We start from the raw sequence: 12,790 nt of genomic DNA, 5'->3' as shown, positions 1-12,790 counted from the left end.
ATGGGCATCGACAAGCCCGATGTGCGCCTGGTGGTGCACGCCGATATTCCCGGTTCCCTGGAAAACTACCTGCAGGAAGCCGGCCGGGCCGGGCGGGACCGGGCCGCCGCCCGCTGTGTGCTGCTTTATGCCAGCGACGATGTGGAGCGCCAGCACAGCATGTCCGCCGCCTCGCGCCTGTCGCGGCGTGACATCCAGAGTGTGCTGCGGGCCCTGCGCCAGTTGCAGGGCAAGAAGAACCGGGATCTGCCCCTGGTTGTCACTTCCGGCGAAATCCTGGACGAGGACAAGGAAAAAAACTTCAAGCACGACATCGCCACCGACGACACCCGGGTACGGACCGCCATCGCCTGGCTGGAAGAAGCCGGACTGGTGCGGCGCGAGGAAAACAGCGTGCAGATTTTCCCTTCCTCCCTGCGCGTCAAGGACCTGGCGGAAGCAGAAAGCAAGCTGGAGGGCGTCATTTTACTTGCCTCGGAGCGCAAGAAATATCTCAACCTGCTGCAGATCCTCATCGATGCCCCGGCCGACGAAGGCATCACCACCGACGAGCTGATGGCCCAGGCGGGCTTCACCCCCGCCGCCCTGCGCGAGGCGCTGTACCTGTTCGACAAGCTGGGCATCTCCAGCAACGACATGAGCATGACAGCCTTCGTGCACGTGGGCGTGGAGCGCTCCTCCAGAAAACGCCTGGAGGAAGCCTGCACCCTGGAACGGGCCCTCCTCGCCCTGCTGCGTGAAACCGCGCCGGATGTTATCGCCGGTGAGGGCTATCCGCTCAACCTGCGCCTGCTCACCCAGGCCTTGAAGGATCAGGGCCACGGCAATGCCCTGCCACAACGGCTGCGGCAGATCATCCAGGGCCTGGCCGGGGATGGTCGGGAGGATGGGCAGGGTACCGGCAGTCTGCAACTCAAGCGCGCCAGCGACCCGGAACATGTGCATGTGACGCTGAGGCGCAGCTGGCACCATATCGAGCGCATGGCCGAACGCCGCCGCACGGCCGCCAGCCGCCTGCTCGAACACTGGCTGTCCTGTCTCGAAAAAGGTGCCAAAGGCAATGACCAGTGTGCAAAAACGACCCTGGACAAGCTCACCGCCAGCGTTTCCGGCGACCCGCTGCTGGCGGCGGAAACCCCCGATCTGCGCAAGCTGGTAGACCGCGCCTTGCTCTGGCTCCATGAACAGGAGGTGCTGCGCCTCAACAAGGGGCTGGCGATCTTCCGCACGGCCATGACCCTGCACCTGGAAAGCAACTGGAAGCTGCAATTCGACAAGAGCCACTTCCGGCCCCTGGAGTTGCACTACAACGAACTGACCCGGCAGATCCACATCATGGCCGAATATGCCGAGCGGGGTTTGCAGCGCATGGCCGACGCCCTGCATCTAGCCATGGATTACTTCAGCCTCAGCGGGGCGGAATTCTGCCAGCGCTGGCTGCCCGGCCGGGAAGTCGAACTGGAGCGTCAGACCTCGCCAAAGTCCTGGGATGCCATCGTCGAAACCCTGGCCAGGCCGGATCAACGCGCCATCGTCACCGATGACCGGGAAAGCACCAACATGCTGGTGCTGGCCGGCCCGGGATCGGGCAAGACGCGGGTGCTGGTGCATCGCATCGCCTACCTGATCCGGGGGCGCCGGGAGAATCCGCACAGCATCATCGCCCTGGCCTACAACCGCCACGCCGCCCTGGAAATCCACCGCCGCCTGCGAGGCCTGATCGGCCAGGACGCCGCCGGCGTCACCGTGATGACCTGCCACGCCCTGGCCATGCGCCTGGTGGGCGCCAGCTTTGCCGAGCGCCAGGGTGAACAGGACTTTGCCGCCGTGCTGCGCGAAGCCACGGCCCTGCTCGAAGGCCAGGGGCTGCCGCCCGACGAGGCCGACCTCCAGCGCGACCGTCTGCTGGCCGGCTTTCGCTGGATACTCGTGGATGAATATCAGGACATCGGCCCCGACCAGTACGCCCTGATCTCCGCCCTGGCCGGGCGCAAGGCCAGGGACGAAGACAGCAAGCTCACCCTCCTGGCCGTGGGCGACGATGACCAGAACATCTACGCCTTCGCCGGCGCCTCGGTGCGCTACATCCGCAAGTTCGCTGAAGACTACCAGGCCCAGACCCGCTTTCTGGTGGAAAACTACCGCTCCACGGCCCACATCATCGCCGCAGCCAACGCCCTGATCGCCCCGGCCCGGGCACGCATGAAACAGGACCAAGCCATCCGCATCGACCGGGCCCGGCGCAAGTCCCCGCCGGGCGGAGCCTGGCAAGGCCGTGACAGCGTGGTGCAGGGCCGGGTGCAGATCCTGCCCGCCGGACGGGATGCCCAGCAGCAGGCCATGGCCGTGCTCACGGAAATCCAGCGCCTGCGCACCCTGGGCCTGGAACTCGACAAGACCGCCGTGATCGCCCGCCAGTGGAAGTTCCTCGACCCCCTGCGGGCCGCCTGCGAAAGCCTGGGGCTGCCGGTGTGCATGGCCGACGAGGAAACCCCGCCCCTGTGGCGGCTGCGGGAAACCCAGGCCCTGCTGGCCTTTGCCCAGGTCCGGGGCCCCCTGGTGCAGGCAGAAACCCTGCTGGCCTGGCTGGCCGACTATCCGGAAACCCGCTGGCGGACCTGCCTGAACGACGCCCTCGCCGCCTTCGCCGAGGCAAGCCAGGGGGCGGAAGTATCGCTGCCCCATTTCCGTGACTGGCTCGCCGAATGGGGCCGGGCCAGCCGCCAGCGCCAGAACGGCCTGCTGCTGCTCTCGGCCCACCGGGCCAAGGGCCTGGAATTCGAGCACGTGTTCATCCTGGACGGCGAATGGACCCCCCAGCGGGGCGAAGATGCCGACGCCGTGCGCCGGCTCTACTACGTCGCCATGACCCGAGCCCGGGCCACCCTGACCCTGGCCCGGCTGGAGCCGGGCAATCCCTTCATCGATACGCTGCCGGCGAGCCCCGCCCTGCTGCATCGCCCGGCCAGCCAGTGGCTGCCGCAGCCGCCGGGCATGGAACACCGCTACCTGATCCCGACGCTGCAGGAAATCGTGCTCAGCCATGCGGGCTGGCACCAGGCCGGCGCCCCCATCCATCGCCGCCTCGCCGCCCTGCAGGTGGGGGACCCCCTGCAACTGGTGCAGGATGACAGGGGTTACGCCCTGCTGAACGCCGCCGGCCAGCCCGTCGGCCGGCTGTCTAAGAAATTCGCCCCGCCCCCGGGCCTGACCTGCCTGAACGCCCGGGTCCATGCCATGCTCACCTGGCGCAAGTCGGACAGCGACCCGGAATACCAGGGCCGCTGCCAGTGCGACAGTTGGGAAGTGGTGCTGCCGGAGCTGGTGTTCGGGCCTGCCGGGTCAGACGGATGATTGGATCGAGAAAGCAATATGCAAAATTTGCACATGCACGAACTGGCTTGAAAAAGACAAGTCGGTCAGCGACAGATTGTCACCGACCGAATCAAGCGATTTGACCGATTCGAACGATTTGTCTAAATTGAGACTGTTGTTTACAGGAAATGAGCCCCGATCATGCAAACCTATACCGCCAATGAAGCCAAGACCCGTTTTGGCGAATTTCTCGACCGCGTGCAGCGCGAGCCGGTGCGGGTGATGCGCCACGAGCGTGTGGTGGGCGTGATGGTCAGCGCCGAGGATTACGAGGCAATGCGGGCTTTTTACGCGGATCGTTTGCTCAAAACCATGGACGAAACCGCCGCTGACGCGGAGCGCGCCGGCCTGACACCGGAAAAGCTGGCTGAACTGCTGGCCGACGAAAGCTGATCCCGCGCGTGCGTTCGAGTTTCCCAGGCTTCGCCGTGGTCATCGACACCAATGTCTGGATCAGCAGCTTGCTGTCCAGCAGCGGGGCGCCCGCGCAGGTGACGCGGTGGGTGGTGCGAAACAGCCAGCCGGTCTTTTCTGCCGAGACCTTTGCCGAGCTCAAGGAACGGCTGTGGCGACCAAATTTTGACCGCTACGTCACGCTCGAACAGCGTCAGCGCTTCCTGCTTGATCTTGAGTCCATCGCACGCTGGGTTGAGGTGCCGTCGGCAATTGCCGCAAAGATGCTGTGTCGCGATCCGGCGGATGACAAGTTCCTCCATGTGGCGCTCGCAGCCGGAGCCCACTGCTTGGTCACCGGCGACCAGGATTTGTTGGTCCTGAGCGAGACCGCGTCAGCCCTGGGGGTGCGCATCCTCTCTCCCGCCGACGCCATGGGTCAGTCTGAATTCTCGCCCTGATCTGTTCATGCACGAGGCCGAAACCCAGCGCAAGCGGCTGGTAGCTTAGACCTCTCCTCCCCACTCACGATGCCCCGCGCCGGGCTTCTGCGCCAACCCCGAAGCCGAAAGACCTGTCCCAGCACAGTTCGGTCCGCTCCTCCCGCCTGGGCACCTGCAGTTCCAGCCCGGCGGCGGGGGCGATGTCCATCCTGGCGCAACTGGCGGCCAGTTCATCGAGGTCCCAGGTCAGCCAGTCGTTCGCCAGACGCGGCACTTCCCCGGCCAGGGCACGGGTCAGCCAGGGCTCGGTCTCGCCGGCCCGCGCCTGGCGGCGGAAGACCCAGGCGCCCTCCACACACTCGGCCCGCCAGGCTTCGCAAGGCGTCTCGTCGCGCAGAGCGTAATTGCGGTAGAAAGACTGGGTCATCCATTGGGAGCGGAACTCCTCGCTCGCTTCGAGGATGTTCAAGGGCTCCCTGAGGCGAGCCCGGAGGATGCGATCCTCGTCCTCCGCCATGCGCCCCTGGCCCAGGCGCAGCCGGGCATCGAGGGCATCCAGGTCGGCGTCGGCGAGCAGGGTGAGTAGATCGGGGCTGGAATAGCGATGCTCCACGGACTTGGACTCCAGGCCCGGCCAGACAAAGCAAGCCTCGCCGCTACGCCCCTCCAGCCAGCGCCGGTTGTGCTGCAGGATCGCCACGTTGGGCTCGCTTACGGGCCGCAGGCGGTGCCGGTTGATGCGGCCGGCGGTCTGGACGATGGAATGGGCGCTGGAAGGTTCGATCACGCCCCAGTCGAAATCATGGTCACGGCCGATTTCCTCCACCGGGGTTGCGACGACGATAAAGGGCAGGTCGGGCGCGGTACTCGCCGCCAGCAGCCTGGCGATTTCCGCGTCCTGGACGATGTGCCCGTCGCCCCGCTTGCGGTTCAAGAGGAAATCCAGCCGCCTTTCCTTGAGATGGCGCTGGATGCGGAACTCCTGGGCGTGGTAGCACGCGACCCGGGCCTGGGGAAAGTCCTGCGCCAGGGCCCGCGCCGTGGCGATGGCCGTACTGATGTTGGCGACCCGCACCAGACCAAAGGACAGGCGCTTGCCACCCGGCCCGTTCCAGGCATGGGCCTCGTGCAGGCGCGCCACCGCAGTGGCGATAGCTTCGTGGAAGGCAGCACCGCTGCGAGCGCTGACCGGCAACACCCAGGCCCGCCGCACCGCCGGGCGCGGCACCGCCAGGAGACGCCGGACATGCTCGGCGAACTGCCCCGGCAGATCCGCATCGCTGGAAAAGGTGGTGGGTGCCGTCTGGTCATCGACGATGGCGATGCCGAAGGAAGCCTGCCGTTCTTTCAGGGCGGAACGCATCGCCACGCCGCTGCGAAAGGCCCGGAACACGGCTTCGGCCACCGGCTGCGGCAGGGTCGCCGAGGAACAGATGACGCTGCGCCGCATCAGCCCCGCCACCTGCACCAGCCGCAGCACGGCCACCAGGGCATCGGGCTCGTAGGAATCCACCTCGTCCAGCACCAGGTCGCTATCGGCCATGCGCAGCAGGGCCGAGACATGGTGGCCCTGGCGTCCCGGCTCGCCGGCGTTGATCAGGTAGTCGATGGTGGAGACCAGCACCGGGGCGCCGATCACGCTGCGCAGCACCGGCCGCCGCCCGGTCAGCACCTCCATCCATTCCGGCAATTCCACCGCGCCGCCCTGGGCCTCGTATTCGGTCGCCGGCCCTTCGGTCGCGAAGGCGCCGGCATGGGCCGCATCGGCGTCCTTGCCCGCCCGATGCAGCTGGCTGGCGCTGCGATCCCCGATCACCGTCGCCAGTTCGTCCTCCCCGAGGCCCAGCTCGTCGGCCAGGGCATCGCCGGTCTGCAGGGTCAGGCTGCGCAGGTTGAGGGCGATGGCAAAGCGGGGCCGGGGTGACAGCGCGCAGGCCAGCTTGGCGTTGGCGAGGGTCTTGCCGGCGCCGGTGGCCGCGATGTTGAAAATCAGCAGACCGCCTTCCGAACGCTCGCGCAGGGCGCTCACCGCCGCCACCGCCCGGTTCTGCCAGGCGAAACGCCCCCCTTCCTCGGCCGGCGCCAGGATGTGCTCAACGCTCTCCGTCGCCAGCCCGGGCAGGCGCAGGCTGGCCAGGCGCCAGGCGAAGTCGGCGGCGCGGCCGCTCACGCTGCGCAGGTGCCAGTCCAGGGGCTGATCGTAGGCGCCCTCCTTGGTGTTGGCATAAAGACCACAGCCCGGCACGCCGCCCGGCCAGGGACGGGCGGAAACCTCATGATCGGCAAGGATCAAGGCCGCCCGGGCGAGGATTGCCGCCCCTCGCCAGAAGGCCGGGCTGCGCTCCCCGGCCTTGCGCACCAGACGGGCCTGGAGCCGCTCCAGCCCTTCGAGCAGGTCATCGGGCAGCGCTCCGGCGGGCTGCAGTTCCCGGGCCCGCCCGGCTTCCTGCACATGGTTGTCGTTGGTGGGGCTCGAATTACCCTTTACCGGGCCGAACAGGCGGTGATGGGTGGCAATCAGGTAATCCAGGGCATGCTGGGGGCTGTCGATGCCCGTATCTTCCAGTCCGCCCGGTTCGCCAAGCGGCAGCTTGTTCGCCAAAACCGACCAGGCCTGGCCCCAGTCGCGCCCCCGGCGCCGTTCCTGCAAGAGGCGCATGGAAATCCACTCGTGCCGGACCGGATCGGCCTCGGGGGGGCCGCCCGCCACTGCCCGGGCCAGTTTGTCGGCGAAGAAATTGCCGGACTTCCCCAGGTCGTGCCCCAGCCCCGCCGCCTGGGCCAGCAGGCCGACGATGCTGAGCCAGAACGGCGGCGGCGCCCGGCGCCGGGTGTGACCGGCGGGGAAATGCCCCTCCGGCCCGAAACTGTCCCGGGCGCCCACCACCCACAGGAGACGCATCCGCTCCCGTCCCTCGTTGCGGTAACAGGCCACCGCCGTCTGCCGGGTGGCCGAGGCCTTGAGCAGGCCGCGCAACTCCCGCAACCCTTCGAGGGTGATCGGCGTCGCCCAGGAACGAAAGCCGGTGCGGATCGCGTAACTATCGAGGATCGCCCGGCTTCGCTTCACCGCCCGCCGCTCGCAGGCTGAAATCAGGAGAATGTGCATGGGGTTCGTTCAAGTCCGTGGTAGCCTTGCGGCCGCCACCGGGAAGGTGGTTGAGAAGTAGTTGTTAGAAACGAGCGTCATTTGTTTGCCGCCGCGCAGGCGGTTGAAGTCTAGCGGACCCAAGAAAGGGGCACAAAGGAAGGGAGACACAAAGGAAAGGGGCACAAAGGAAAGGAGCACAAAGGAAAAAATTTCCCTAGTTATTTGAAACGATATAAAGAAAATTTTCATTGACAGGAAGTCGCCCCCGGCTCTAACGTGCCGACATCATAGCCATCCTAAGCGAGGAGCATGACATGGCACGTTCCAGGAAGCCCGACGCATCCGAACCTCCCGAGTGGGTCGCCCTGCCCCACGAACTCTATGCGGCCACCTGCGCCGAACTCGTCACCTTTTCCCACAAGACCGTCAATTCCAACGCCCCGCCCGGCGGCATCCGCCTGGCGCCGGAACAGGGGCTGAAGCTGCCTTATGTCTCCGCCCGCACCCTGCTCGGCGCGGGCGAAGTCCCGGCGCTCGACTACATCGCCAATGCCGGCAAGACGGCCACTGCGGTCAAGCAGCTCAACCAGCTCCGGGAAGGTCGCGCCACGGCCCCGGCCGACGAAGCCGAACGCATCCTGACGACCCTCACGGAAGCCACGGCCCGGGGCACCCGGATCGGCACCAACAAGGTCTCCCTGCGCGCCCGGCAGTTGCTGCTGCCAAAAGAAGGCGGCTATGTGGCGGTCACGCCGCTCACTGCCGGCGGCGTCAATCGCAAACTCAGGGCCCAGGTCCGCCAGCACAACGAGCGCTTGAAAGAAGTGCCGGACGACACCCGCCGGCGGATTCCCGTCGCGGTGTTCGGCCTGGGCGGCGCCAACCCTCAAAATGTGGGCTCGCTCGTGCGCAACATGCAGCGTCCCCTGGTTTTCTTCGCCCCCACGGAAAACCGCCAGGTGCAGGCCCTCCTCGCCCTGTATTTCCAGGGCGTGCGCATCCGCCTGCCCCGCCCCCTGCTGCGCGCTTTCCGGGACTGGTGTGCTGACTGCCGGCGGCGCCATAAAGGCTCGATCCCCACCAACATGGCCACCCGGGACGAGGAAATCGTCCACATCCGCCGCATCGCCCGGGCCGTGCTGGCCCAGGGCGAAGCCGCCCGGCAGCGCCTGCTGGCCCAGCGCGAGCTATTGCCGGCGGGCGGCTCGCCCCTGGTTTTTGCCGAGGCCGACCCGGTGCGCCGGGGGCTGGTGGACCCGGAGCTGCGCGACAAGGACTGGCCCCGCGCCTTCGCCCTGCAACTGGCGGGTCTGATTGCCGATTACCGCTTTAGCGACGGCCAGGAGGAATTCCAGTTCGAGCAGGCCGACATTTTTGAGCTGCAGGCCATGATCGAGGCGGTGGTGCGATGAGCTACCTGCTGCTCTCCCGCTTGCGCATCCGCGCCGCCAACGCCCTGGCCGGCAACCTGGCGATCAGCCCGGCCCAGGTCCTGGCCTGCGTGCTGTTCGGCCACAACCTGGGCCGCAAGACCGGCTGCAAGCCTTTGCGCGTCGCCATCCTGCACCACGACGCCCAGCTCCTGGGCGAGTATGGCAGCGACGGCTTCTATGACTTCCATCCCCAGCAGCGGCGGGGCGCCACCTTCATCGACGCGGTGGATTACTCCTCCAGGAATCCCCATGCCCTGTCGCTACAGCCCAGCGCCAGCTGCCACCTGACCCTGTCGCTGCTGATCGAGGTGCAAGGCAGCATCAACACGCAGCGCCTGCAACGCTTCCTGCGCACCGCCCGCATCGCCGGCGGCGCTATCGACGGCTACGCCGAGCTCCAGTCCGGCGCAGAACTGGACGAGCTGCGCCTGCCCAAGGGCTTCTGGCTGATCGAACGCAGCGACCTGCTCCAGGGCGAAGGTTCCCCGGTAGATGCCCTGGTCGCCACCATCGGCCATAAGCCGGCCAGGCACGTAGCGCCCGAGGCCGAGGGCACGGCGCCGCCGCTGCCCGAATCCTGGCTCGCCGCCAGCGTGCTCGGCTACGCCATGACCACGCCCTTCGAGGTCCGGGCCGGCGTGCGCCAGACCGACTCGGGCGAAACCCCGCGCCATGCCTTCTGCGAACCCCTGCTCGGCCTGGTCCAGTACGTCTCCAGCCGCGATTACGGCCAGCGCCCGATTCCCTGGTGGGAACACGGCTGGCTGCAGGACGACGTATTCGTGGTCCGCCAGGCCCAGCCCCAACGCTAATCCAGCCCCTTATTTCTTCCCTATTCCCTCTCGAGAAGGAGCTTTCCCATGCCTGCCGTCGAATTCAAGAAACTGCCCGGCGTCCTCGCCTTCCAACGCGGCCTGGTGATCACCGACGCCCCGTTTTTCAACGTGCTTCCGGAAGGCCAGACCCCGGTCATGGTGGTGCGCCACGGCATCCGCGGCACCCAGAACGTGAACAAGGACGGCGACGCGGAAAAGAGCACCGCCGCCAACGCCAAGCGCCAGGAGGTCTCCAACATCCAGACCACCGACACCGCCAAACTCGATGAAAAAGCCGAGGCCCTGGCCGTGCGCTTCAGCCTGCGCTTTCTCGACCTGAAGGACGTGCTGTTTGCCTGCGCCCCGGCCAGCACCGATGCCGACGACCTGGTGCGCAACTACCGGGACAGCGTCACCGGCTTCATCGAACGGGCCAAGGCCTCCGGCGGCCTGGACGAAGTCGCCCGGCGCTTTGCCCGCAACATCGCCAACGGCCGCTGGCTGTGGCGCAACCGCACCCTCGCGCGCAAGGTCGAAGTCAGCGTCAGCGTGGCGGGCCAGGCCATTGCCCGCTTCGACGCCCTGGCCATCCCCCTGCACCATTTCGATGACAGCACCGATGCCGAGCGCCGGATCGCCGCCTACATCGCCGACGGCCTGCGCGGCAATGACGATAGCGGTCTCGACATCGAGGCACGGCTGGATTTCGGCGTGCGCGGCGCCCTGGAAGTCTTCCCCTCCCAGAACTACGTGGAAGACAAGCCGCGCGGCTTTGCCCGTCCCCTCTACTGCCTGGGCTCGCCGGAACGCCCCCACGGCAACAGCGCCATGGAATTCGAAAGCACCCGCACCATGGGCCACGCCGCCCTGCGCGACCAGAAGATCGGCAACGCCCTGCGCACCTTCGACACCTGGTACCCGAATTACGCCGAGCATGGCCGGCCGCTGCCGGTGGAGCCCAACGGCGCCAGCCTGGAAGCCCAGGAATTCTTCCGCGACCGCAAGACCTCCGCCTTCGAGTTCGCCCGCCGCCTCAACACCCTCGACCCGGCCAGCCCCGACGGCATGTTCATGATCGCCTGCCTGATCCGCGGCGGGGTCTTCTCCGGAGGCAAGGAATGATGGAAGCGCGCCATTACGTGGATTTCCAGCTCGGGCCGCGCGCCTCGCCGCCAGGGGCGGCCCTCACCCTGAAAGTGCTGCACGGGGTGTTCGCGCGCGACCCGGGGCAATACGCCCTGGCGCTGCCCGACTACCCGCGCAACTTCCCCCGCCTGCGGGTATTTGCCGCGAGCCGGGAAAACCTGGACCGGTTGGTGGCCGCTAGCGAGGCCGCACTCCAGGAACTCGGCCGCTTCGCCTATCCCAAGGCCGTCCCCGAGGACTTCGCCGGCCCCTGGATCAGCTATCGCCGCTACCGCATCCCCAGCCGCAAGGCGGAACGCAAGCCCGACGGCAACCTGCGCCTGCGCCGCATCCAGGCCGCCGACACCGCCGAATTGCCTTGGTTCACCCTGCAAAGCCAGAGTAACGGCCAGGCCTGGCGCCTCTACGTGGAAGCCCAGCCCGGCTCGACGCAGGGGTCGGCGGAACCGGACGCCTATGGCCTGGCCAGCGCCTCCCGCCCCTTCGCCCTGCCCCGGTTGCCATGAACAAGGCCCACCCCAAGCCCCGCCAGATCCTGCTCTCGAAGCGGGCCAACCTCTTCTACCTGGAGCACGTCCGGGTGTTCCAGAAGGATGAACGCATCGTCTGGCTCAGCGAAACCGGCGAGGACGTGGAGCAGTATTTCAACCTGCCGGAACGCAACACCGCCCTGCTGCTGCTCGGCAAGGGCACCTCGATCACCGACGCCGCCATGCGCCGGCTGGCCGAATCCAACGTGCTGGTCGGCTTCTGCGGCAGCGGCGGCTCGCCGCTCTTTGCCGCCGTCGAGCCGGTCTTCCTCACCCCTCAGAGCGAATACCGGCCGACCGAATACATGCAGTCCTGGGTGCGCCAGTGGCTGGACGAAGCGCGGCGCCTGGAACTGGCCAAGGCCCTGATCGCCGAACGCATCACCCTCACCGGCAAGGCCTGGGCCAGGAACAGCGAACTGCTGCAACGCAAGATCGAGCTCCCCGCCGCCGCCATCGACAAGCTCCGCCAGCGCAGCGCCGCCGTGCCCGACACTCAGGCCCTGCTGCTGGCCGAAGCCGAATGGGCCCGGACGCTCTACGCCAGCCTCGCGGCCGGCCACGGCCTCGACTTCACCCGCCAGGAAGGCATGGGCGCCAAAGGCAGCAAGGCAGAGCGGATCAATGCCTTCCTCGACCACGGCAACTACCTCGCCTACGGCCTCGCCGCCGTCGCCCTCAATGGCCTCGGCATCAGCTACGCCTTCCCCCTGCTGCACGGCAAGACCCGGCGCGGCGCCCTGGTCTTCGACATCGCCGACCTGATCAAGGACGCCTACGTCATGCCCCTCGCCTTCACCTGCGGCACCGACCTCCGCGTCAAGGACAACGCCTTTCGCGCCCTCCTCATCGAAACCCTCCAGGACGCCGACGCCCTCGACTTCCTGTTCGGCTTCGTCAAACAGCTCTGCGAAAAACCAATTTGATATCAACAACTTGGAGAACATCATGAAAAACGAAGCCACAACCGGATTTTGAGGCACAAGTCATTGTTTACACGGATGAATCCAGAAAACCCATCCAGTTTGCCGCCGCGCAGGCGGTTGAGAAGAGAACGCACCATGTCGGAGTTAGAAAAAGACTGTTTGCCGCCGTGCAGGCGGTTGAGAAGATCCTGGGCTGCCATTCGCTCTTGCAGGGACAGTTTGCCGCCGCGCAGGCGGTTGAGAAGATGAAGCACAGATCCTCGAAAAGTTTCAATGCGTTTGCCGCCGCGCAGGCGGTTGAGAAGGACCACGATAAAGCTACTCCGTTGGCTAGGATGTTTGCCGCCGCGCAGGCGGTTGAGAAGTAGGCGAACATCATAAGCTATTGCGCGAATATGTTTGCCGCCGCGCAGGCGGTTGAGAAGAGCAGGCACGGCGTAGAGAAGTAGATCTACCAGTTTGCCGCCGCGCAGGCGGTTGAGAAGATCAATTAATTGACCCGTCAAAACATCCAGACGTTTGCCGCCGCGCAGGCGGTTGAGAAGTTCACGGATCACGATAAAGCTACTCCGTTGGCGTTTGCCGCCGCGCAGGCGGTTGAGAAGAGTAACTCAAGTAAATCACGAGCAAGAGATGCG

At 66.5% G+C, this 12,790-nt stretch carries 9 protein-coding genes and 1 CRISPR repeat array; of the genes, 8 read left to right on the top strand and 1 reads right to left on the bottom strand.

Features of this window, described 5'->3' with window-relative positions; genetic code table 11:
- The 3 genes from WBH99_RS02640 to WBH99_RS02630 all read left to right on the top strand — a co-directional run.
- On the top strand, positions 1 to 3,354 hold a 3,354-nt coding region (locus WBH99_RS02640; protein ID WP_424218560.1), incomplete at its 5' end, for a UvrD-helicase domain-containing protein.
- A gap of 162 nt (positions 3,355 to 3,516) precedes the next feature.
- Positions 3,517 to 3,768, top strand: a complete 252-nt coding sequence (locus WBH99_RS02635) for a type II toxin-antitoxin system Phd/YefM family antitoxin (protein ID WP_303908084.1) — start codon at positions 3,517 to 3,519, stop codon at positions 3,766 to 3,768.
- Positions 3,769 to 3,803: 35 nt separating this feature from the next.
- Positions 3,804 to 4,229 carry a putative toxin-antitoxin system toxin component, PIN family gene (locus tag WBH99_RS02630; RefSeq protein ID WP_424218559.1) on the top strand — a complete coding sequence of 142 codons (426 nt, stop codon included), beginning with the start codon at positions 3,804 to 3,806 and terminating at the stop codon, positions 4,227 to 4,229.
- A 64-nt stretch (positions 4,230 to 4,293) separates the two neighbouring features.
- On the opposite strand, the gene WBH99_RS02625 is transcribed toward WBH99_RS02630, so the two are convergent.
- A complete protein-coding gene (locus tag WBH99_RS02625) occupies positions 4,294 to 7,320 on the bottom strand; it encodes a hypothetical protein (RefSeq protein ID WP_424218558.1) in 3,027 nt (1,008 codons plus the stop codon).
- Positions 7,321 to 7,616: 296 nt separating this feature from the next.
- Here WBH99_RS02625 and WBH99_RS02620 point away from each other — a divergent pair, with 296 nt between their 5' ends.
- The 5 genes from WBH99_RS02620 to cas1f are packed head-to-tail and all read left to right on the top strand — an operon-like array spanning position 7,617 to position 12,152.
- Positions 7,617 to 8,714 (top strand): hypothetical protein, encoded by a 1,098-nt coding sequence (locus tag WBH99_RS02620; protein WP_424218557.1) that lies wholly within the window; start codon positions 7,617 to 7,619, stop codon positions 8,712 to 8,714.
- Positions 8,711 to 9,547, top strand: coding sequence for a type I-F CRISPR-associated protein Csy2 (locus WBH99_RS02615; RefSeq protein ID WP_424218556.1), 837 nt, complete (start codon positions 8,711 to 8,713; stop codon positions 9,545 to 9,547). The genes WBH99_RS02620 and WBH99_RS02615 overlap by 4 nt, the downstream gene beginning before the upstream one ends.
- Positions 9,548 to 9,595: 48 nt before the next feature.
- Positions 9,596 to 10,672 carry a type I-F CRISPR-associated protein Csy3 gene (gene csy3, locus WBH99_RS02610; RefSeq protein WP_424218555.1) on the top strand — a complete coding sequence of 359 codons (1,077 nt, stop codon included), beginning with the start codon at positions 9,596 to 9,598 and terminating at the stop codon, positions 10,670 to 10,672.
- Complete coding sequence (locus WBH99_RS02605) at positions 10,669 to 11,202, top strand: type I-F CRISPR-associated endoribonuclease Cas6/Csy4 (protein ID WP_424218554.1); 534 nt, start codon at positions 10,669 to 10,671, stop codon at positions 11,200 to 11,202. Before csy3 ends, WBH99_RS02605 begins: the two co-directional genes overlap by 4 nt.
- Positions 11,199 to 12,152 carry a type I-F CRISPR-associated endonuclease Cas1f gene (cas1f, locus tag WBH99_RS02600; protein WP_424218553.1) on the top strand — a complete coding sequence of 318 codons (954 nt, stop codon included), beginning with the start codon at positions 11,199 to 11,201 and terminating at the stop codon, positions 12,150 to 12,152. Before WBH99_RS02605 ends, cas1f begins: the two co-directional genes overlap by 4 nt.
- Before the next feature lie 97 nt (positions 12,153 to 12,249).
- Positions 12,250 to 12,757: direct repeats of the CRISPR family, unit length 28 nt; unit sequence GTTTGCCGCCGCGCAGGCGGTTGAGAAG.
- Between the last annotated feature and the right edge of the window lie 33 nt (positions 12,758 to 12,790).

It is taken from the genome of Azovibrio sp., assembly GCF_049658005.1.
In the GTDB taxonomy this organism is placed as follows: Bacteria; Pseudomonadota; Gammaproteobacteria; order Burkholderiales; family Rhodocyclaceae; genus Azovibrio.
This window is presented reverse-complemented; position numbering and strand designations above follow the sequence as displayed.